This is a genomic window from Nocardioides zeicaulis, from assembly GCF_042432345.1.
Lineage (GTDB): Bacteria > Actinomycetota > Actinomycetes > Propionibacteriales > Nocardioidaceae > Nocardioides > Nocardioides zeicaulis.
The window spans coordinates 1,829,650-1,849,912 of the sequence record NZ_JBHLXH010000001.1 but is presented as its reverse complement, the minus strand read 5'-3'; the positions used below and the strand labels follow the sequence as shown (position 1 = coordinate 1,849,912).

General features: G+C 73.5%; 18 protein-coding genes. 12 read left to right on the top strand and 6 right to left on the bottom strand.

Annotated features, from left to right (window positions below; translation table 11 throughout):
• Positions 1 to 46: 46 nt before the first annotated feature.
• The 4 genes from ACFFJG_RS09005 to ACFFJG_RS08990 all read left to right on the top strand — a co-directional run bounded on the left by ACFFJG_RS09005 (position 47) and on the right by ACFFJG_RS08990 (position 5,210).
• Positions 47 to 1,489, top strand: a complete 1,443-nt coding sequence (locus ACFFJG_RS09005) for a flavin-containing monooxygenase (RefSeq protein WP_378518267.1) — start codon at positions 47 to 49, stop codon at positions 1,487 to 1,489.
• 45 nt (positions 1,490 to 1,534) lie between these two features.
• A complete protein-coding gene (locus ACFFJG_RS09000) occupies positions 1,535 to 2,602 on the top strand; it encodes an LLM class flavin-dependent oxidoreductase (RefSeq protein ID WP_378518266.1) in 1,068 nt (355 codons plus the stop codon).
• 96 nt (positions 2,603 to 2,698) lie between these two features.
• A complete protein-coding gene (locus tag ACFFJG_RS08995) occupies positions 2,699 to 4,168 on the top strand; it encodes a GH1 family beta-glucosidase (protein WP_378518265.1) in 1,470 nt (489 codons plus the stop codon).
• A 10-nt stretch (positions 4,169 to 4,178) separates the two neighbouring features.
• A complete protein-coding gene (locus ACFFJG_RS08990) occupies positions 4,179 to 5,210 on the top strand; it encodes a LacI family DNA-binding transcriptional regulator (protein ID WP_378518264.1) in 1,032 nt (343 codons plus the stop codon).
• Here ACFFJG_RS08990 and ACFFJG_RS08985 read toward each other — a convergent pair.
• Genes ACFFJG_RS08985 through ACFFJG_RS08975 form a run of 3 tightly spaced genes read right to left on the bottom strand, consistent with a single transcriptional unit; the run spans position 5,207 to position 7,103 of the window.
• Positions 5,207 to 5,602: an arsenate reductase ArsC gene (locus ACFFJG_RS08985; protein WP_378518263.1), complete on the bottom strand. Its 396-nt coding sequence runs from the start codon at positions 5,600 to 5,602 to the stop codon at positions 5,207 to 5,209. The two genes, ACFFJG_RS08990 and ACFFJG_RS08985, sit on opposite strands and share 4 nt — an antisense overlap.
• Positions 5,599 to 6,705, bottom strand: coding sequence for an ACR3 family arsenite efflux transporter (gene arsB / locus ACFFJG_RS08980; protein WP_378518262.1), 1,107 nt, complete (start codon positions 6,703 to 6,705; stop codon positions 5,599 to 5,601). The genes ACFFJG_RS08985 and arsB overlap by 4 nt, the downstream gene beginning before the upstream one ends.
• A complete protein-coding gene (locus ACFFJG_RS08975; RefSeq protein WP_378518261.1) occupies positions 6,702 to 7,103 on the bottom strand; it encodes a metalloregulator ArsR/SmtB family transcription factor in 402 nt (133 codons plus the stop codon). The genes arsB and ACFFJG_RS08975 overlap by 4 nt, the downstream gene beginning before the upstream one ends.
• Positions 7,104 to 7,133: 30 nt before the next feature.
• Between ACFFJG_RS08975 and ACFFJG_RS08970 the strand changes: the two genes are divergently transcribed.
• The 4 genes from ACFFJG_RS08970 to ACFFJG_RS08955 all read left to right on the top strand — a co-directional run bounded on the left by ACFFJG_RS08970 (position 7,134) and on the right by ACFFJG_RS08955 (position 11,351).
• A complete protein-coding gene (locus tag ACFFJG_RS08970; protein WP_378518260.1) occupies positions 7,134 to 7,547 on the top strand; it encodes an ArsI/CadI family heavy metal resistance metalloenzyme in 414 nt (137 codons plus the stop codon).
• A gap of 314 nt (positions 7,548 to 7,861) precedes the next feature.
• On the top strand, positions 7,862 to 9,391 hold the full coding sequence (locus ACFFJG_RS08965) for a DEAD/DEAH box helicase (protein WP_378518259.1): 1,530 nt from the start codon (positions 7,862 to 7,864) through the stop codon (positions 9,389 to 9,391).
• 125 nt (positions 9,392 to 9,516) lie between these two features.
• Positions 9,517 to 10,647 carry a carboxylate-amine ligase gene (locus ACFFJG_RS08960; protein ID WP_378518258.1) on the top strand — a complete coding sequence of 377 codons (1,131 nt, stop codon included), beginning with the start codon at positions 9,517 to 9,519 and terminating at the stop codon, positions 10,645 to 10,647.
• A gap of 20 nt (positions 10,648 to 10,667) precedes the next feature.
• Positions 10,668 to 11,351, top strand: coding sequence for a CPBP family intramembrane glutamic endopeptidase (locus ACFFJG_RS08955; RefSeq protein ID WP_378518257.1), 684 nt, complete (start codon positions 10,668 to 10,670; stop codon positions 11,349 to 11,351).
• Positions 11,352 to 11,374: 23 nt separating this feature from the next.
• Here ACFFJG_RS08955 and ACFFJG_RS08950 read toward each other — a convergent pair whose 3' ends face one another.
• Genes ACFFJG_RS08950 through ACFFJG_RS08940 form a run of 3 tightly spaced genes read right to left on the bottom strand, consistent with a single transcriptional unit; the run spans position 11,375 to position 14,290 of the window.
• Entirely contained in the window at positions 11,375 to 12,283 is a 909-nt protein-coding gene (locus ACFFJG_RS08950) for an NAD(P)H-binding protein (protein WP_378518256.1), read from the bottom strand.
• A 35-nt stretch (positions 12,284 to 12,318) separates the two neighbouring features.
• The gene (locus tag ACFFJG_RS08945) at positions 12,319 to 13,656 is read right to left on the bottom strand and encodes a cation:proton antiporter (RefSeq protein WP_378518255.1); all 1,338 of its coding nucleotides are present in this window, start codon (positions 13,654 to 13,656) and stop codon (positions 12,319 to 12,321) included.
• A 19-nt stretch (positions 13,657 to 13,675) separates the two neighbouring features.
• The gene (locus ACFFJG_RS08940; protein WP_378518254.1) at positions 13,676 to 14,290 is read right to left on the bottom strand and encodes a helix-turn-helix domain-containing protein; all 615 of its coding nucleotides are present in this window, start codon (positions 14,288 to 14,290) and stop codon (positions 13,676 to 13,678) included.
• 108 nt (positions 14,291 to 14,398) lie between these two features.
• Here ACFFJG_RS08940 and ACFFJG_RS08935 point away from each other — a divergent pair, with 108 nt between their 5' ends.
• The 4 genes from ACFFJG_RS08935 (at position 14,399) to ACFFJG_RS08920 (ending at position 20,256) form a co-directional block, all read left to right on the top strand.
• The gene (locus tag ACFFJG_RS08935) at positions 14,399 to 15,610 is read left to right on the top strand and encodes an acetyl-CoA C-acetyltransferase (RefSeq protein WP_378518253.1); all 1,212 of its coding nucleotides are present in this window, start codon (positions 14,399 to 14,401) and stop codon (positions 15,608 to 15,610) included.
• 17 nt (positions 15,611 to 15,627) lie between these two features.
• Complete coding sequence (locus tag ACFFJG_RS08930; RefSeq protein WP_378518252.1) at positions 15,628 to 17,847, top strand: 3-hydroxyacyl-CoA dehydrogenase NAD-binding domain-containing protein; 2,220 nt, start codon at positions 15,628 to 15,630, stop codon at positions 17,845 to 17,847.
• Between the two features lie 149 nt (positions 17,848 to 17,996).
• Positions 17,997 to 18,692, top strand: coding sequence for an ABC transporter ATP-binding protein (locus tag ACFFJG_RS08925; RefSeq protein WP_378518251.1), 696 nt, complete (start codon positions 17,997 to 17,999; stop codon positions 18,690 to 18,692).
• Complete coding sequence (locus ACFFJG_RS08920) at positions 18,676 to 20,256, top strand: hypothetical protein (RefSeq protein ID WP_378518250.1); 1,581 nt, start codon at positions 18,676 to 18,678, stop codon at positions 20,254 to 20,256. The genes ACFFJG_RS08925 and ACFFJG_RS08920 overlap by 17 nt, the downstream gene beginning before the upstream one ends.
• Positions 20,257 to 20,263 lie beyond the last annotated feature (7 nt).

Here is a 20,263-nt window from a genome sequence, read left to right as displayed (position 1 = left end):
TAACTCATGGTTACAACCTTGACCCCCGGCGCCTAGGCTGGGGGGCGTGAGCGACCACGTCGACGTGCTGATCGTCGGGGCGGGGCTGTCGGGCATCGGCGCGGCGGCCCACCTGACCAAGGACCTGCCCGAGGTGACGTACGCCGTCCTGGAGGGGCGCGCGGCGAGCGGCGGGACGTGGGACCTCTTCCGCTACCCCGGCGTCCGGTCCGACTCGGACATGTTCACCCTGGGCTACCGCTTCCGCCCCTGGCGCGGCGACAAGGCGCTCGCCGACGGCGCGTCGATCCTGGCCTACGTCCGCGAGACCGCCGCCGACTACGGCGTCGAGGAGCACATCCGCTACGGCCACCGCGTCACCCACGCCGCGTGGGACAGCGCGACCGCGCGCTGGACCGTGACCGCCGAGGTCGACGGCGATGAGCGCCGCATCACCGCCGACTTCCTGTGGTCGTGCAGCGGCTACTACGACTACGACCGCGGCCACCGCCCGCACTTCGAGGGCGAGGAGCGCTTCGGCGGCACGCTCGTCCACCCGCAGCACTGGCCCGCCGACCTCGACGTGGCGGACAAGCGCGTCGTGGTCATCGGCTCCGGCGCGACCGCGGTGACGCTGGTGCCCGCGCTGGCCGAGCAGGGCGCCGCGCACGTGACGATGCTGCAGCGCTCGCCGACCTACGTCCTGCCGCTGGCGGCGCGCGACCGGTTCGCGGGCGCCGCCCGCACGGTGCTGGGCGAGCGGGGTTCCTACCCGCTGGTCCGGGCCAAGAACGTCCTCGTCGCGACCGCGCTCTACCAGCTCAGCCGGCACCGGCCGGCGGTCGTGCGCGGCCTGGTCCGCAAGGCCAACGTCGCCCTGCTGCCGCCCGGGTACGACGTCGACACCCACTTCCGCCCGACCTACGACCCGTGGGACCAGCGGCTGTGCCTGGTGCCCGACGGCGACCTGTTCCGGGCCATCTCCGACGGCGCGGCGTCGGTGGTGACCGACACCATCCGCACCTTCACCGAGACCGGCGTCGAGCTCGCCTCGGGGGAGCACCTCGACGCCGACGTGGTCGTCACCGCGACCGGCCTCGAGCTGCTGCTCTTCGGTGGCGCCACGCTGAGCGTCGACGGCGAGCAGGTCGATCCCCACGACCGGATGGCCTACCGGGCGATGATGCTCTCGGGCGTGCCCAACTTCGCGTTCACGATCGGCTACACCAACGCCTCGTGGACGCTGAAGGCCGACCTGGTCTCCGAGTACGTCGTCCGGGTGCTGCGGCGGATGCGCGGCGAGGGCCGGCGCACCGTGGTGCCGACCCCCGACGACTCCGTCGAGGGCGCGCCGCTGATGGACTTCGACGCCGGCTACGTCCGCCGCGCCGCCCACCTGCTGCCGCAGCAGGGCACCGTGGCGCCCTGGCGGCTCAAGCAGAACTACCTCTACGACGCGCTCGCCCTGCGCCGCGCGCGCCTGGACGACGGGGTGCTCACCTTCCGCTGAGCGGCGGCGCCCGGGCGCCCACCGGCGCTCTGGGAGGATCGGGGCATGTCCCGCGACGAGTCCTACGACGCCCTCGGCACCCGCGAGCACCCCACGCTCGGCCTCGACACCTTCGGCGACGCGCCGCTCGACGGCGCCCCCGCCAACCACGCGCAGACGATCCGCGAGGTCGTCGAGGAGGCCGTCCTCGCCGACAGCGTCGGCATCGACTACATCGGCCTCGGCGAGCACCACCGCGCCGACTACGCCATCTCCGCACCCGACGTCGTGCTCGCCGCGATCGCCGGGCGCACCGAGCGGATCCGCCTCGGCACCGGCGTGACCGTGCTCTCCAGCGACGACCCGATCCGCGTCTACGAGCGCTTCGCCACCCTCGACGCCGTCTCCGGCGGCCGGGCGGAGGTGCAGCTCGGCCGCGGCTCGTTCATCGAGTCGTTCTCGCTCTTCGGCCTCGACCTCGGCGACTACGACCGACTCTTCGCCGAGAAGCTCGACCTGTTCGCCGCGCTCCAGTCGGAGCAGCCGGTCTCGTGGGAGGGCACGATCCGCCCGCCCGTGGAGGCCAAGCAGGTCTACCCGACCACCGCCGCCGGGCGGCTGCCCGCGTGGATCGCGGTCGGCGGCACGCCCGAGTCGGTGGTGCGCGCGGCGCGGTACGCCCTGCCGCTGGTGCTCGCGGTCATCGGCGGCTCTCCGGCAGCGTTCGTGCAGCTCGCCGACCTCCACCGTCGCGCGCTCGCGGAGCTCGGCCACCCCGAGCTACCGATCGGCATGCACTCGCCGGGCCACGTCGCGGCCACGGACGCCGACGCGCGCGAGCAGCTCTACCCCCACCAGGCCGACATGTACACGCGCCTGGGCCGCGAGCGCGGCTGGCCGCCGTACTCGCAGATCCAGTTCGAGCAGGCGGCGTCCCCGCAGGGCGCGCTGTTCGTCGGCTCGCCCGACACGGTCGCGGCCAAGATCGCGTGGGCGGTGCGCACGCTGGGCCTGTCGCGTTTCCAGCTGAAGTACTCGGTCGGCGCGCTGCCGCACGAGCAGCGGATGGAGTCGGTGCGGCTCTACGGCGAGGAGGTCGTGCCGCGCGTACGCCGCCTGCTCGCGGCCGACTGACCGCGCAGCCAGCCATCGGTTGACGGCGCACCCGTCGAGCGGCGACGATGTGCACAGAGGGTGGAAGCGCTCTCACTAGGACGAGGAGCGCCCCCGATGAGCGTGCAGATCAGGCCCGTGGAGGGCTACCCGACCGGCGAGCTGCGGTTCCCCGCCGGCTTCCAGTGGGGCATGGCCACCGCGTCCTACCAGATCGAGGGGGCCGTCGCCGAGGACGGCCGCACGCCGTCGATCTGGGACACCTTCTGCGCGGTGCCCGGCGCCGTGATGAACGGCGACACCGGCGAGGTCGCCTGCGACCACTACCACCGGATGCCGGCCGACGTGGACCTCCTCGCCGACCTCGGCGCCACGTCGTACCGCTTCTCGGTGGCGTGGCCGCGGGTGCGCCCGGACGCGGGGCCGGTCAACCCGGCCGGCCTCGCGTTCTACGACCGGCTCGTCGACGCGCTGCTCGCGCGCGGCGTCGCGCCGTGGGTGACGCTCTACCACTGGGACCTCCCGCAGGTCCTCGAGGACGCGGGCGGCTGGACCAACCGCGACACGGCGTTCCGCTTCGTCGAGCACGCCACCGCCGTGCACGAGGTCCTGGGCGACCGGGTGCCGACCTGGACCACCCTCAACGAGCCGTGGTGCTCGGCGTTCCTGGGCTACACCGCTGGCCACCACGCCCCCGGGCGGCAGGAGGGCGCGGCCGGGCTGGTCGCAGCCCACCACCTGATGCTCGCCCACGGGATGGCGGTCACCGAGCTGCGCAGCCGCGGCGCGGACCGCCTCGGCATCAGCCTCAACCTCACCGTCGCCGACCCCTTCGACCCCGAGGACGCGGTCGACGTCGACGCCGCGCGACGCATCGACGGCCTGCACAACCGCCTCTTCCTCGACCCGGTGCTGCGCGGCTCGTACCCCGCCGACGTCCTGGAGGACACCGGCGAGATGACGTTCGACGGCCGGCCGTGGACCGACGCGGTGCGCGACGGCGACCTCGAGACGATCTCGGCGCCGATCGACGTGCTGGGCGTGAACCACTACCACGGCGACGCGGTGTCCGGGCACCCGCACACCGACGTCGTGGGCGCCGACGCCGACGGTCCGGACCGGGTCCCGCTGTCGGCGTTCCCGGGCTCCGAGCACGTCACCTTCCCGAGCCGCGGCCTGCCCCTGACCGACATGGGGTGGGAGATCCAGCCCGACGGGCTGCGGCGACTGCTGGTGCGCCTGCACGAGGACTACCCCGGCATCCCGCTCCACCTCACCGAGACGGGGGCGGCGTACCCCGACGCCCCCGACGACGACGGGGAGGTGCGCGACCCCCGGCGGATCGACTTCCTCGACTCCTACCTGCGCGCGGTGCACGCCGCGATCGATGAGGGCGCCGACGTGCGCGGCTTCTTCCAGTGGTCGCTGATGGACAACTTCGAGTGGGCCTTCGGCTACGCCAAGCGCTTCGGCATCGTGCACGTCGACTACGAGACGCAGGTGCGCACGCCCAAGGCCAGCGCCTACTGGTACGCCGGCGTCGCCCGCAGCGGAGTCCTCCCGGCACGCGACCCGCAGGACGGCTAGGTTGGCGCGGGTGAGCCCCCCGCGCCACCGGCCCAGCGCCGGCTCGCCCACCCTCGACGAGGTGGCCCGCGTGGCCGGCGTCTCCCGCGCGACCGCCTCTCGTGCCATCAACGGGGGCCAGCGCGTGAGCGACGCGGCGCAGGCCGCCGTCGACCAAGCGGTGCGCGAGCTGGGCTACGTCCCCAACCCGGCCGCACGCAGCCTGGTCACCCGCCGCACCGACTCGATCGCCGTGGTGGTCCCCGAGCCCGACGACCGGGTCTTCTCCGACCCCTTCTTCGCCGGCACCCTGCGCGGGGTGACCCGCGTGCTGGAGGAGCGCGACGTCCAGCTCGTCCTGCTCCTGGCCCGGCCGGGGGCCGACACCGCCCGCACCCTGCGCTACCTCACCAACCGCCACGTCGACGGCGCCCTGGTCATCTCCCACCACCGCGACGACCGGATGGCCGAGCACCTCGCCGACATCGGCCTGCCCTGCGTCTTCGGCGGCCGGCCGTGGACCGGCGGGGACCGCGTGGCCTACGTCGACGTCGACAACATCGCCGGAGAACGGGAGGCCACCGAGCACCTCCTCGCGCGCGGCTGCACCCGCGTCGGCACCATCGCCGGCCCGTCCGACATGAGCGCCGCGATCGACCGGCTCGCGGGCTGGGCGCAGGCGATGTCGCGCGCCCGGCTGCCGATCGACGCGATCGAGCACGGCGACTTCACCGAGGCCAGCGGCGAGGCCGCCTGCGCCCGCCTGCTGGAGCGTCACCCCGACCTCGACGGCCTCGTCGTGGCCTCCGACCTGATGGCGGCGGGCGCGATGAAGGTCCTGGCGCGCCTCGGGCGGCGCGTGCCCGACGACGTGGCCGTCATCGGCTTCGACGACCTCGGTGTCGCCGAGCGCCTCACCCCGCCTCTCACGACCGTGCGGCAGCCGGTCGAGGAGATGGCCGAGCGCGCGACGCGGCTGCTGCTCGAGCGGGTCGACGCGGCCGACACCCCTCTCGTGCGCGAGGTCGTCCAGCCGGTGCTCGTGCGCCGGGAGAGCGCCTAGACCAGCGAGGCGACGAGCTCCTCGACCCGCCGGCGGATCTCGTCGCGGATCGGGCGCACCGCCTCGATGCCCTGGCCGGCGGGGTCGTCGAGCACCCAGTCCTCGTAGCGCGTGCCCGGGAAGAACGGGCACGCGTCGCCGCAGCCCATCGTGACGACGACGTCGGAGACCCGGACGGCGTCGTCGGTGAGCACCTTCGGCGACGCCGCGGCGATGTCGATGCCGACCTCGGCCATCGCCTCGACCGCGACGGGGTTGACCGACGCGGCGGGCGCCGACCCGGCCGAGAGCACCTCGACCCGGTCGCCGGCGAGGTGCTGCAGCCACGCGGCCGCCATCTGGGAGCGGCCGGCGTTGTGGACGCAGACGAACAGGACGGTGGGTCGGCTCATCGGGTGACCTCCTCGCGGGTCGGGACCGGGGCAGGGGCGGGTGCAGGGGAGCGGTGCGGGAAGCGGTCGCGCAGGGCGAGGCTGACGTAGACCAGGCCGACGAGCACCGGCACCTCGACCAGCGGGCCGACCACGCCGGCCAGGGCCTGCCCGGACGTGACGCCGAAGGTGGCAATGGCCACCGCGATGGCGAGCTCGAAGTTGTTGCCGGCCGCGGTGAACGCCAGCGTGGTGGTGCGCTCGTAGGTCATGCCGAGCGCGCGGCCGACGGCGTACCCGCCGCCCCACATCAGCGCGAAGTACGCCAGCAGCGGCAGCGCGATGCGGGCCACGTCGAGCGGGCGGCTGGTGACCTGGTCGCCCTGGAGGGCGAAGAGCACGACGATGGTGAACAGCAGCCCGAGGAGCGCCCACGGACCGACCCGGGGGAGGAACGCGGTCTCGTACCACTCGCGGCCGCGCAGGCGCTCGCCCGAGGTCCGCGACACCCAGCCGAGCAGCAGCGGGACGCCCAGGAAGACGAGCACGGACCTCGCGACCTGCCACGCCGAGACGTCGAGGGCAGCGGTGTCCAGCCCGAGCCAGCCGGGCAGCACCCCGAGGTAGAACCAGCCGAGACCGGCGAAGGCGACCACCTGGAAGAGGGAGTTGAGCGCGACCAGCACCGCCGCGGCCTCCCGGTCGCCGCACGCGAGGTCGTTCCAGATGATCACCATCGCGATGCACCGCGCGAGGCCGACGACGATCAGGCCCGTGCGGTAGTCCGGGAGGTCGGGGAGCATCAGCCAGGCGAGCGCGAACATCAGCGCCGGACCGACCAGCCAGTTGAGGGCGAGGGAGGCCAGGAGCATCCGTCGGTCGGACGTGACGGAGTCGAGGCGGTCGTAGCGCACCTTGGCCAGGACGGGGTACATCATCACCAGCAGGCCGAGGGCGATCGGCAGCGAGACCCCGTCGACCTCGACGGCCGAGAGCGCGTCGCCGAGCCCGGGCACCAGGCGTCCGAGCAGCAGCCCGCCCACCATCGCCATGCCGATCCAGGCGGGCAGCAGCCGGTCGAGGGTGGACAGCCGAGCGGTGGCCGCGCCGTCGGGCGCGCTCACGCGGTGCCGCCGATCAGCGAGGCGAGGTCCGCGAGGACCTCGCGGCGCACGGCGTAGTAGACCCACACGCCCCGCTTCGAACGGTCGAGCAGGCCGGCCTCGTGGAGCACCTTGAGGTGGTGGCTGATCGTCGGCTGGGAGAGGTCGAAGGCGTCGTTGAGGTCGCACACGCACGCCTCGCCGCCCTCGCTGGCGGCCACGATCGACACGAGCCGGAGACGGACCGGGTCGGCGAGCGCCTTGAGGAGCGGGGCGACGCCCTCGGCCCGCTCTGCCGACAGCGGCTCGCGCAGGAGGGGCGAGCAGCAGGCGGCGGTCTCGACGGGGGTGAGGGTCAGCGCAGACTTCGACACAGGTCGATATTGACAGATGTCGATACGTTGGGCAACCTCGGACATCGACATCCATCGATATGAACGGAGCACGACATGTCCCGCCTGCAGCTCGCCCTCGACGTCGACGACCTCGAGGCGTCCATCGCCTTCTACGCCACGCTCCTCGGCACCCCGCCCCACAAGCAGCGCCCCGGCTACGCCAACTTCGCGGTCGCCGACCCGCCGCTCAAGCTCGTCCTGCTGGAGAACCCCGGCCGCGGAGGCGGCATCAACCACCTCGGCATCGAGGTCGAGGACGTCGACACGGTCGACACCGAGCTGACCCGGCTGGCGGCCGCCGGCCTCGCGACGACCGAGGAGCGTGACACCACCTGCTGCTACGCCCGGCAGGAGAAGTTCTGGGTCCGGGGCGCCCCCGACGGTGAGCGGTGGGAGGTCTACACGATCACCGACGACGCACCCGTCGAGGAGCCGGCACCGTCCCTGGAGGCGGCCTGCTGCGCCTGAGCCCTCGCCGTACGGGCACGCAGTCCTCGGGGGGTAGTCCAGTGGGAAAACGTCGTCATCCGGGCCGCTGGTCGACGTCCTGCCACTGGACTACCCCGCACCGGGCGCGGATCACACCGGGCAGGATTCACCGGAACAGGCAGGAGCCCGCTAGCGTTGACACCTCAGACGCCCGGCCGGTCTTGCCCCGGGCGCAGGACCGCCCGGCACGCTCGCGGCGGACCCTCCCTCACTCTGAGGCACGTACGCCGCACTTCCCGTCGGGAACGACGCAGCGGCTCACGGTGGCGAGACGCCAACCGAAAGCAACTCACATGAACTTCGCCGAGCTCGGCGTGCCCTCCGCACTGGTCCAGGTCCTGGAGCAGCAGGGCATCACCACCCCCACCCCCATCCAGGCCGCGACGCTGCCCGACAGCCTCGCCGGCCGCGACGTCCTCGGCCGTGGCCGCACCGGCTCCGGCAAGACGTACGGCTTCCTCCTGCCGCTGGTCGCCCGCCTCGACGCGAGCAAGCTGCCGGCCATGCCGCGCAAGCCGCGCGCCCTGATCCTGGCCCCGACGCGCGAGCTCGTCGGTCAGATCGAGGCCTCGCTCGCCCCGCTGGCCAAGGCGACCGGGCTCACCACCCGCACCGTCTTCGGCGGCGTCGGCCAGGGCCCCCAGGTCACCGCGCTCAAGAAGGGCGTCGACATCGTCATCGCCTGCCCGGGCCGCCTCGAGGACCTCATGCAGCAGGGCTTCGCCGACCTGTCGGCCATCGAGGTCACCATCCTCGACGAGGCCGACCACATGGCCGACCTGGGCTTCCTGCCGGGCGTGCGCCGCATCATGGACAAGACCCCGCAGTCGGGTCAGCGGATGCTCTTCTCGGCGACGCTGGACAAGGCGATCGACGTCCTGGTCAAGCGCTTCCTCACCAACCCCGCCACGCACGAGGCCGACTCCGCGCAGTCGCCGGTCGCCACGATGCACCACCACGTGCTGCACCTCTCGCGCGAGCAGCGCGTGCCGGTGCTGGTCGACCTGACCAGCGCCCCGGGCCGCACCGTCGTGTTCACCCGCACCAAGCACGGCGCCAAGGCGCTGGCCCGCCAGCTCAACAAGTCGGGCGTGCCCACCGTCGACCTGCACGGCAACCTGTCGCAGAACGCGCGGACGCGGAACATGGAGGCCTTCCACTCCGGGACCGCCACCACGCTCGTCGCGACCGACATCGCCGCCCGCGGCATCCACGTCGACGACGTGGCGCTGGTCGTCCACGCCGACCCGCCGGTCGAGCACAAGGCGTACCTCCACCGCTCGGGCCGCACCGCCCGTGCCGGCAACGAGGGCACCGTCATCACGCTGATGACCGACGAGCAGCAGCGTGACGTGCGCGACCTGACCCGGCAGGCCGGCATCAAGCCGACCACCACCAGGGTCAACGGCCCCGGCCACCCCGTGCTGGCCCAGCTCGCCCCCGGCGAGCGCTCGCTGCCGGGCGGCCTGGTCATCGAGGTCCCGAGCAGCAACGGCGGCAGTGGCGGTCGGTCGACCGGCGCCAACGCCCAGCGCAAGCGGGCCCGCAAGACCGGCCAGACCAACGGCCAGTCGCGTCGCGGCAACCCGACCAGCTACACCACGGAGACCCCCGGCTCGGGCGGCTCCACCGGTGGCGGCTCCAACGGCGGCCAGCGTCGTCGCTCCGGCGGCGGCCAGGGCGGGTCCTCGGCCGGCGGCCAGGGCGGTGGCAACCGTCGTCGCCGCAGCGGTGGCGGCGGCCAGGGCGGCTCCAGCAGCCAGGGCGGCCAGCCCGCCCGCGCCGGCGGCCACAGCGCCGCCTCGTTCAGCCGGGGTCGCTGACCCCAGCCCGGTGCCCGGGCCACGGTCCTGACCGTGGTCCGGGCACTGTCGCGCGCGCGCTCGGCTGAGGTCGCGGCGCCCCCAGGGATGGGGTGGGCCGACCGGCCGGATGCTTGGATCGGTGCATGCGGAGCATGGGGGTGGAGGAGGAGCTGCTGCTCGTCGACGCCGGCAGCGGGCGTCCTCACAACGTCGCCGCCGAGGTGATCCGCGTGGCGACGGCGCGCGACGCGCGTGACCCGGCACCCAGCGACGACCGCGGCGGCTCCATCGGCCACGAGCTGCACAAGACGCAGGTCGAGACCGACACCCCGCCCGCCGCGACCCTGGCCGAGCTCGACGCCTCCCTGCGCGCGTGGCGCGAGCGCGCCCGCTCCGCAGCCCTCGAGGTCGGCGCCCGCGTCGTGGCCACCGGCACCTCGCCCCTGCGCGGCACGACCCGCGTCGAGCGCAGCGAGCGCTACGACGCGATGGCCCAGCGCTACGGCCTGATGCTGGCCGAGCAGCTGGTCTGCGGCTGCCACGTCCACGTCGACGTCGCCGACGACGAGGAGGGCGTGGCGGTCCTCGACCGGATCCGGTCGTGGGTGCCGCTGCTGCTCGCGATCAGCGCCAACTCGCCGTGGGCGCAGTCGGTGGACACGGCCTACGAGAGCTACCGCTGGCCGATGCAGATGCGCTGGCCGAGCGCGGGCCCGCTGCCGCTGCTCGGCTCGCCCGAGGCGTACCACCGCCACGTCGAGGCGATGCTGGCCACGGGCGTGCCCATCGACGAGGCGATGGTCTACTCCGACGCCCGGCTCTCCGCCGCGCACCCGACGGTGGAGGTGCGCACGGCCGACGTGTGCCTCGACGTGCGCGACACCGTCGTGGTCGCCTCGCTCGCACGGGCCCTCGTCGAGACCGCCGCGCGCGACTGGTCCGAGGGCGTCGAGGCGCCCGACGTGCCCGCCGAGATCATCCGGCTGGCCAGCTGGAAGGCGGGCCGCTACGGCCTGACCGGGGAGCTGGTCCACCCGCCGACCGGCACCAGCCGGCCCGCGGCCGACGTGCTGGGTTCCCTGCTCGACCACGTGGGTGACGCCCTCCGCGACGCCGGCGACCACGACCACGTGTCTGCCGGGATCGAGCGGCTGCTCGCCGACGGCACCGGCGCCCGCCGCCAGCGCGAGCTGCTGGAGGCGGTCGAGCCCGACGACGACGAGGGCCTCGCACGCGCCGTCGTACGCCTGAGCCGGATCACGGCGGGGGAGTGATGGTTCCTAGAGTGGTGCTCATGCGCACCTGGATCCGGCGCTCGCTGTGGGACGTGGTCCCGCGCGACCAGCGCGACTCCGACACCGCGTTCCGCCGGCGCCAGCTGGTCGCGGCCGTCGTGGTCCTGGTGGGCGCGGCCGTCCTGGGATGGTCGCTGCGCCTCGAGCCCGGCGGCACCACCTTCTACGTCGCCGCGGTCGTGCTCGCCGGCGTGTGGGCGGCGGGCGCGTTCCTCTCCGGCCGGCTCCACCTCGGCCGGATCGCGGAGGGCGAGGCGTTCGTCCGCCCGATCCTCGCGCCGGTGCTGCTCGGCCTGCTGCTGGTCGGGGTGTTCGTCCTCGGCTCGCTCGTGGTGCGTGAGATCGACCCGCTCGCCGACTACGTCAGCTCGGTCCTGGCCTACGCCGACGAGGGGTCGCTGACCGTCCTCGCCGCGATCACCCTGGTCAACGGCATCGCCGAGGAGCTGTTCTTCCGGGGCGCGATGTACGCCGCCATCCCGCGCCACCCGGTGGCGTGGACGACGCTGGCCTACGTCGTGGCGACGCTCGCGACCGGCAACGTCATGCTCGGCTTCGCCGCGATCGTGCTCGGCGCGGTGTGCGGCCTGGAGCGGCGCGCCAGCGGAGGCATCCTCGCGCCGATCCTGACGCACGTCACGTGGTCGCTGTCGATGCTGTTCCTGCTGCCGCTGCTCTTCTAGGCCCGGCCTGGCCTCGGCCCGGCCTAGGCCTGGTCGGAGGCCTGCTCCTGCGCCCGCTCGGCCAGCGCCCGGCGGACCGCCTCCTGATAGGTGAGCGGCTCGCCCGGCACCACGTCGCGGATGGACGTGTCGCGCACGACGACCTCGGTCGACATCGAGTCGATGAGGTTGCGACCGGTGGTCACGTCGACGTCGGTGACCAGCGCGAGCCAGCGCGACGACAGGCCCGGCGTCAGCAGCGGCAGGACGACGATGGGCAGCTTGCGGCCGTTCATCGCCAGCGCCACCCCCTGCAGCATCTCGCGGTAGGTCAGCGTCTCCGGTCCGCCGATCTCGAAGACCTTGCCCAGCGCCGGCTCCTGGTCGACGACGCCGGAGAGGTAGCGCACGACGTCGTCGATGGCGATCGGCTGGGTGCGGGTGCCGACCCACTTGGGCACCACCATCGCGGGCAGGTTCTTCACCAGCTGGCGGGTGAGCTCCCACGAGATGCCGCCGTGGCCGACCACGATCGCGGCGCGCAGCACGGTGACCGGCACGCCGTCGGTGCCGAGCAGTCCTTCGACCTCGCGGCGCGAGCGCAGGTGCGCCGACAGCTCGTGGTCGTCGTCACCGAGGCCGCCCATGTAGATGATCTGCCGCAGCCCGGCGTCGGCGGCAGCGCGGCTGAAGTTGCGGGCCGCCTGGGCGTCCTTGCGCTCGAAGTCGGGGTCGTCGAGGGAGTGCACCAGGTAGACCGCCACGTCGGCGCCCTCGAGCGCGGACGTCAGCGAGTCGGCGTCCATCACGTCGGCGCCGACGGCCTGGCCCGGTCCGTCGTACGACTCCGGGCGGCGCGTCATCGCGCGCACCTCGTGGCCGGCGTCGAGGAGGGCGGGGACGAGGCGCCGGCCGATGAAGCCGGTGGCGCCAGTGACGAGGACGGTTGCCATGGCCCCACTCTGTCAGTGGGGCGGTCGGCCCCGCCTCATCCTCCTGACGGTGCTGACCCGGACTCGCGGCGTCGGGCGTCGAGGCGGGCCATCGCCGGCGTCGCGGTGACGCCGTGCAGCAGCACCGACACCACCACCGCGAAGGCGACGGTCGACCAGAGCCAGTCCTCACCGGGGACGTGCTCGTGGGAGGTGGCGTACGCGAGGTAGTAGAGCGAGCCGACGCCCCGGACGCCGAAGAACGCGACGGCGAGCCGCTCGCCCCGGTCGAGCCCGCCGTCGAGGTCCTCGTCACGGGCGGCGACGCTGAGCGAGAGCCATCCCGCGACCGGACGGACGACCAGGACGAGCGCGAGGGTGAGACCGATGCTGCGCCAGTCGAGGTGCTCGAGCAGCCCGTGGGTCATCGCCATCCCGAGCAGGAGCAGCACCAGCAGCGTCATCAACCGCTCGAGGCGGTCGACGACGGCGTGCATGGCGCGCTGGTAGGAGTGGCCGCGCTCGGAGGCGCGCAGGGTCGTGGCGCACACGAAGACCGCGAGGAAGCCGTAGCCACCGACGAGCTCCGCGCCGCCGTACGCCGCCATCAGCGCCGCCAGCGCGAGCAGCGGCTCGCCCTGGTCGGCGAGTCGGAGCACGTCGCTGCGCGCGCGGAACGCCTGCCGGCCGAGCAGCCGGCCGGCGGCCCCGCCGACCAGCACGGCCAGCGCGATCTTGCCGACGACGTACCAGCCAATCCACTCGCCGGCGTCGGCGAGCGTGAAACCGCCGGCGAGCAGCAGCAGCGCGAGGTGGACGAACGGGAACGCCAGGCCGTCGTTCATCCCGGCCTCGGCGGTGAGCGAGAACCGGATGTCGTCGTCCTCCTCCGGCCGCTCCTCCTCGTCGCCGTCGTCCGGCTCGAGGTCCTCGGTGAGCGGCTCGCCGACCTGGACGTCGGAGGCGAGCACCGGGTCGGTGGGGGCGAGGACGGCGCCGAGCAGCAGCGCGACCGCCGGGGTGAGGCCTGCGGCCCACCAGCCGAGCAGCGTCACCGCGCCGATGGTGAGCGGCATCGTGATCGCCAGCAGCCTCCACACCGGCGACCACTTCCTCCACGACGACCAGGAGGCGACGTGGAAGTGCCGGTCGATGGCCAGCCCGACCCCCATCAGCGAGACCAGCACGGTGAACTCGGTGACGTGCGTGACGAGGGTGCGGTGGTCTTGAGGATCGAGGCTGACGGTGTCGGAGACCGGCAGCAGGCCGATCAGCATGCCGACACCGACCAGCACCATCGGCGGGGAGATCGCCACCCGGCTGGTGACCTGCGGCAGGACGATCGCGAGCAGCAGCGCGAGGCCGAGCAGCAGGTACACGACGCCCGTCGTCATGCGGGATCCGTCAGGGACGTCATCGCGTGGGGACGCGCCTGTCGTAGGCCGCCTGGCTCTCGTCGATGGCCTGCTCGTAGGCCGTCACCAGCCCGGCGATCGTCAACGGCTTGAGGCGGTGGATGAACTCGCGCAGCTGCTCGGCGGTGTAGCCGGCCTCGCGGAACTGCGGCCACACCTTGGTGCGCACGATCTCCGACAGCTCCTCGGCGACCTGGCGACCGTGGGCGGCGTAGACCTCCGCGACCGCCGCGGCGGCCTCGGGGGAGATGCCCATGCCCGAGAGGTCGCCATGGACGTCGACGTCACGGTCGGCGGTGACCGGCGCGAGCAGCGAGAGGTGCCGCGCGATGTCGGAGGGGGTGGCGGTGTCGGGGATCTGCTCGACGTACTTCTCGATCGCCGCGAGCGTGAAGCCGTGCCCCTGGAGCTCGCGGACGAGCTCGAGGCGGGCGACGTGGTCGGGGCCGTAGAACCCGGACCGGCCGCGCCGCACCGGCGGCGGCACCAGGCCCCGGGAGGCGTAGAAGCGGACGTTGCGGGCGCTGACGCCCGTGCGGGCGGTCAGCTCGTCGAGGCTCATCAGCCCGTCGGTCGCGCCCGTCCGCTCGTCGAGCCCACTCTCGATCGCCACGCGCCCATCCTCTCGCCCCGTGCCCGCGAGCGCACACGGGCGCACCCGTGCGGGTGACGCGGGCCACACCTGTTGGACTGTGACAGCGATGGTGTCACAATCGCCGACATGGCAGAAGCATTCGTCTACGACCACATCCGCACGCCTCGCGGCCGGGGCAAGGCCACCGGCTCGCTCCACGAGGTGAAGCCGGTCGACCTGGTCGTCGGACTCCTCGACGAGCTCAAGACCCGCAACCCCACGCTCGACCCGGCCCGCGTCGACGACGTCGTGCTCGGCGTCGTGACCCCCATCGGCGACCAGGGCGGCGACATCGCCAAGACCGCCGCCCTCAAGGCCGGCTACCCCGAGACCGTCGCCGGCGTGCAGCTCAACCGCTTCTGCGCCAGCGGCCTCGAGGCCGTCAACCAGGCCGCCCAGCGGGTGCGCTCGGGCTTCGAGGACCTGGTGATCGCCGGGGGCGTCGAGTCGATGAGCCGCGTCCCGATGGGCAGCGACGGCGGCGCCTGGGCGATGGACCCGGCCACCGCGCTCCAGACCGGCTTCGTGCCGCAGGGCATCGGCGCCGACCTCATCGCCACGATCGAGGGCTGGGGCCGCGCCGACGTCGACGCGTACGCCGCCGAGTCGCACCACCGCGCCGCGAAGGCGTGGGCCAACGGCTACTTCGACGACGCCGTCGTGCCGGTGAGGGACCTCAACGGGGTCACCGTCCTCGACCGCGACGAGACCGTGCGTCCCGACACGTCCGTCGAGGGCCTGGCCGGCCTCAAGCCGTCGTTCGCCCAGATCGGTCGCGACGCCGGCTTCGACGACGTGGCGCTGGAGAAGTACCACTGGGTGCCGGCCATCGACCACGTCCACCACGCCGGCAACTCCTCGGGCATCGTCGACGGCGCCGCCGTGATGGCGATCGGCACCGCGGAGATCGGTACGTCGCTCGGCCTCACGCCGCGCGCGCGGATCATCTCGACCGCCGTCTCGGGCGCCGACCCGACCATCATGCTCACCGGGCCCGCGCCCGCCGCCCGCAAGGCGCTGGCCCGCGCCGGTCTCGAGGTCGACGACATCGACCTGTGGGAGATCAACGAGGCCTTCGCGGCCGTGGCGATGCGCTTCATGCGCGACATGGGCATCGGCCACGACGTCACCAACGTCAACGGCGGCGCCATCGCGATGGGCCACCCGCTCGGCGCCACCGGCGCGATGATCCTCGGCACGCTCGTCGACGAGCTCGCCCGGCGCGACCAGAAGCGGGGCCTCGCCACGCTCTGCGTCGGCGGCGGCATGGGCATCGCCACCATCGTCGAGCTCGTCTGAAAGGCACCCACCACCCCATGAGCACCACCACCACCGAGACCGCCGTCCGCTACGACCGCGACGCCGACGGCATCGTCACCCTCACGCTGGACGACCCCACCGCCAGCGCCAACACGATGAACGAGCTCTACCAGTCGTCGATGCAGGCAGCCGTGCAGCGCCTGCAGGACGAGGTCGACGACGTCACCGGCGTCGTGCTGGCGAGCGCGAAGAAGACCTTCTTCGCCGGCGGCAACCTCAAGTCGATGGTCACCGCGACCCCCGACGACGCCCCGGAGATCTTCGCGATGAGCGAGGCGGTCAAGGCCAGCCTCCGCGCGCTCGAGACCTACCCGCGCCCGGTCGTGGCCGCCATCAACGGCGCCGCGCTCGGCGGGGGCCTGGAGATCGCGCTCGCCGCCAACCACCGCATCGCGGTGGACGACCGCTCGGTCAAGATCGGGCTGCCCGAGTCGACGCTCGGCCTGCTGCCCGGCGGCGGCGGCGTCACCCGCGTCGTACGGATGCTGGGCCTGCAGTCGGCGCTGATGGACGTGCTGATGCCCGGCACGCAGTTCGACCCGCAGGGGGCGCTGGCCAAGGGGCTCGTCGACGAGCTGGTCGGCACCCGCGAGGAGCTCGTGCCGGCGGCGAAGGCGTGGATCCTGGCCCACCAGGACGAGGACTCGGCGAAGAACCCGTGGGACCGCGCCGGCTACAAGATGCCCGGTGGCACGCCCAGGACGCCCGCGCTGGCGCAGTTCCTGCCGGCGTTCCCGGCGCTGCTGCGCAAGCAGACCAAGGGCGCGGTCTACCCCGCGCCGCGCGCGATCATGAGCGCGGCCGTCGAGGGCGCGCAGGTCGACTTCGACACCGCCTCGCGGATCGAGACGCGCTACTTCACCGACCTCGTGGTCAACCAGCAGGCCAAGAACATGATCCAGGCCTTCTTCTTCGACCTCCAGGCGATCAACTCCGGCTCCCTGCGCCCGCAGGGCATCGAGCGCTGGCAGGCCACGAAGGTCGCCGTGCTGGGCGCCGGGATGATGGGCGCCGGCATCGCCTACTCCTGCGCCCGCGCCGGCATGCAGGTCGTGCTCAAGGACGTCACGCTCGAGGCCGCAGAGCGGGGCAGGGCCTACACCGACAAGCTCAACGCCAAGGGCGTCGAGCGCGGCAAGATCACCCAGGAGAAGGCCGACGAGCTGCTCGGCCGGATCACCCCGACCGCCGACGCCGAGGACCTCGCGGGCTGCGACCTGGTGATCGAGGCCGTCTTCGAGGACCCCTCGCTCAAGGCCAAGGTCTTCGCCGAGGTCGCGGCCCACGTCGAGCCCGACGCGCTGCTGTGCTCCAACACCTCGACGCTGCCGATCACCGAGCAGGCGACGGGCGTGGACCGCCCGGCCGACTTCATCGGCCTGCACTTCTTCAGCCCCGTCGACAAGATGCCGCTCGTCGAGATCATCCGCGGCGCCGAGACGTCCGACGCGGCGCTCGCCAAGGCGTACGACGTCGTCCAGCAGATCCGCAAGACGCCGATCGTGGTCAACGACTCGCGCGGCTTCTACACCTCGCGCGTCATCGGCACCCAGATCAACGAGGGCCTCACGATGCTCGCCGAGGGCGTGCACCCCGTGTCGCTGGAGCGGGCCGCCACCTCGGCCGGCTTCCCCGTCGGGCCGCTGCAGATCAGCGACGAGCTCAACATGGAGCTGATGGCCAAGATCCGCAAGGCCACCGCCGACGCGGCCGCGCGCGAGGGCGTCGACCTCGGGCCCGACCCGGCCGGCGACGTGATCACCACGATGATCGGCCTCGGCCGCCCGTCGCGGCTCGCGGGCGCGGGTTTCTACGACTACGACGAGTCCGGTCGTCGTACGACGCTCTGGCCCGGGCTGGCCGAGCACTTCCCGGTCGCGGAGCAGCAGGTGCCGATCCGCGACATGCGCGACCGGATGCTGTTCATCGAGGCGCTCGAGACCGCGAAGTGCTTCGAGGAGGGCGTCATCACCTCGGCGGCCGCGGCCAACATCGGCTCCATCATGGGCATCGGGTTCCCGGCGCTGACCGGCGGCGCCGCGCAGTTCATGACCGGCTGGCAGGCGCTCGACGACACCGGTCGCGGCACCGGCCCCACCGGCCTGGCCGCCTTCCTCGCCCGGGCCGACGAGCTCGCCGACGCCTACGGCGAGCGCTTCCGCCCCACGCCGTACCTCCGCGGGATGGCCGGGCGAGGGGAGTCCTTCCCGAGCTGACGCATCTGCGCAGCGAGAAGGTCCCGAGCTGACGCATCTGCACACGAAGCAGGTGCAGATGCGTCAGCTCGGCGTGCTGCCGGCGTGCAGATGCGCCCACTCGACACGATTCCGCTGTGCAGACGCGCCCGCTCGGCGAGAATCGGGGGGTGAGCACTCCTGCCGTCGTCGTGCACGACCTGCACGTCCGCTTCGGTGACGTCGAGGCGGTCTCCGGGGTCGAGCTGACCGCGGAGAGCGGTCGCGCGACCGCGCTGCTGGGGCGCAACGGCGCCGGCAAGTCGACCACCATGAAGGTCCTGGCGGGCGTGGTCCCGCCCACCGCGGGATCGGTGACCGTGGTCGGCCACGACGCCGCGACCGACGCGCTCAGCGTGAAGCGGGTCGTGGGCTACTGCCCCGACGTCGGCGGGCTGGTCCCGCGGGCGACCCCGTGGGAGCACCTGCAGCTCTCCGCACGGCTGCGGCGGATGGGCGCGTGGGAGCAGCGGGGCCGCGACCTGCTCGAGCGCTTCGAGCTCGGCGACGTCGCCCACCGCGTCGTCGGCGGCTTCAGCCACGGCATGAGCCGCCGCCTGAGCGTGGTGCTCGCCGCGCTGCACGAGCCGGCCGTGCTGCTGCTCGACGAGCCCTTCGACGGCGTCGACCCGATCGGGGTGGACGCCACGCTCGAGGTCGTCGCGGACGCCCGCGCCCGCGGCGCCTGCGTGCTGCTCTCCACCCACCTGCGCGAGCTCGCCCTCGAGGCCTGCGGCGAGGCGATCGTGCTGCGCGGCGGCAACCGGGTCGCCGCGATGCAGGCCGCCGACCTCACCGGCGAGGCCTACCGTGCCCTCCTCGACTGAGGCGCGCAGCGGGGGCTGGGTGCGGGCCGCGGGCGACACCCGTCACCTGGTCGCCTTCCGCGCCCGGACCGTACGCCGTCGCACCGCCGCGCTCCTCGGCGCGCTCGTCGTCGTGCTGCTGACCCTCGCCTTCGCCACCCTGCCCGCCGCGATCGCCGACGCCTCCGAACGGGCCGAGGCGCGTGGCGCGGACGGCCAGCTCGCCGACGCCATGGACCAGCTGGTCTCGACGCTGTCGGGCAACCTCGGGCCGGCGTTCGTCGGCTTCCTGGCCCTCGCCGTCACCGCCGCCGTCGGCAGCGGGGGCGGGCGCGAGCTGCTGTCGCGCAGCGAGGCCGCGATCCACCCCATCAGCCCGGTCACCGAGCACCTCGGCGCGCTCGTGCTGGCGCCGGTCAACCTCGCCTGGCTCGTGCAGATGTGGGGCCTGCTCGCCGTCACCGCCCTGGTCACGCCACCCGCGCACCTGCTCGGCGCGCAGGTCGTGGTCCTGGCGTGGGTGCTCGCCGCCACCGCGCTCGGCCAGGCGATCGGCTGGGCGGTGGAGGGCGTACGCCGCACCCCGCACGGCGTCCTCGTCGTGCGCACCACGAGCATCGGGCTCGGCCTCCTGCTGGGCGGCCTCCAGCTGGCCGGCTGGCTGCTGCCGGTCGTCACCGCGCTGCCCACCACCCTGCTCGCCGACGTCATGCAGACCTCCGCGTGGCCGCTCGCCGTGCTGGTGCTGCTCGCGGTGGCCGCCGCCGGTGTCGTGGTCGGCGCCGCCCCCGCTGCCTGGGCGCTGGCCCTGCCCCCGCGCGAGGAGCTGCGGGTGCAGTCGGGCGTCCACGAGGCGCGCCCCGCGCCCGAGCCGCGCTGGGTCTCGCCCGAGACCGCGCTGCTGCGCCGCCTCGACCGCGGGTCGGTGTGGCGCTCGGTCGGGATGCGCCGCGGGCTCCTGGTCCTCGGCATCGGGCCGGGCCTCGTCGCCCTGGTCGCCGGACTGCAGTGGAGCTCCGTGATGCTGCTGCCCGGCCTGACCGCCAGCGGCGCGGCCCTGCTCTTCGGGGTCAACGCCTGGTGCCTCGACGGCAAGGGCATGGTCTGGCGCGAGACGCTGCCGGTCCCGGCGGCCCGTGTGTTCGACGTACGCGCCCTCGTCGTCGCCGAGTGCCTCGCCGGGGTCTCCGGGATCACCCTCGTCCTGGCGCTCCTGCGCAACGGCGTGCCGCCGCTGGTCACCGGCCTCTCGGTCGCGACCTGCTGGCTGGTGGTGCTGGTTCAGGTGCTGGCGATCGCGATGAGCTGGTCGGTGCGCTCGCCCTACGCCGTCGACCTGTCCTCGCCGCGCGCCACCCCGGCGCCGCACGGCGCGATGGCGGGGTACGCCGGCAAGCTCTCGCTGGTCACGACCCTGACCGCGATGCTCTTCACCGCCCTCGCCGCGCTGCCGTGGTGGTGGCTGCCGCTCGCCTTCGCCGTGCCGTTCCTCGCCTGGTCGACCTTCCGCCTCCTCCGCGCCCGCCGGCGCTGGCTGGCCGACGACGTCCGCGCCCAGATCGTGCTGACGGTCGCCGCCGTCTGATCGTCGT

What these genes read in the sequence shown, in the direction of transcription:
- ACFFJG_RS08945 (WP_378518255.1), bottom strand. Translation starts at nt 13,656, where the DNA reads ATGACGACGGGCGTCGTGTACCTGCTGCTCGGCCTCGCGCTGCTGCTC.
- ACFFJG_RS09000 (WP_378518266.1), top strand. Translation starts at nt 1,535, where the DNA reads ATGTCCCGCGACGAGTCCTACGACGCCCTCGGCACCCGCGAGCACCCC.
- ACFFJG_RS08965 (WP_378518259.1), top strand. Translation starts at nt 7,862, where the DNA reads ATGAACTTCGCCGAGCTCGGCGTGCCCTCCGCACTGGTCCAGGTCCTG.
- ACFFJG_RS08985 (WP_378518263.1), bottom strand. Translation starts at nt 5,602, where the DNA reads ATGAGCCGACCCACCGTCCTGTTCGTCTGCGTCCACAACGCCGGCCGC.
- ACFFJG_RS08930 (WP_378518252.1), top strand. Translation starts at nt 15,628, where the DNA reads ATGAGCACCACCACCACCGAGACCGCCGTCCGCTACGACCGCGACGCC.
- ACFFJG_RS08975 (WP_378518261.1), bottom strand. Translation starts at nt 7,103, where the DNA reads ATGTCCGAGGTTGCCCAACGTATCGACATCTGTCAATATCGACCTGTG.
- ACFFJG_RS08955 (WP_378518257.1), top strand. Translation starts at nt 10,668, where the DNA reads ATGCGCACCTGGATCCGGCGCTCGCTGTGGGACGTGGTCCCGCGCGAC.
- ACFFJG_RS08995 (WP_378518265.1), top strand. Translation starts at nt 2,699, where the DNA reads ATGAGCGTGCAGATCAGGCCCGTGGAGGGCTACCCGACCGGCGAGCTG.
- ACFFJG_RS08960 (WP_378518258.1), top strand. Translation starts at nt 9,517, where the DNA reads ATGCGGAGCATGGGGGTGGAGGAGGAGCTGCTGCTCGTCGACGCCGGC.
- ACFFJG_RS08950 (WP_378518256.1), bottom strand. Translation starts at nt 12,283, where the DNA reads ATGGCAACCGTCCTCGTCACTGGCGCCACCGGCTTCATCGGCCGGCGC.
- ACFFJG_RS08935 (WP_378518253.1), top strand. Translation starts at nt 14,399, where the DNA reads ATGGCAGAAGCATTCGTCTACGACCACATCCGCACGCCTCGCGGCCGG.
- ACFFJG_RS08970 (WP_378518260.1), top strand. Translation starts at nt 7,134, where the DNA reads ATGTCCCGCCTGCAGCTCGCCCTCGACGTCGACGACCTCGAGGCGTCC.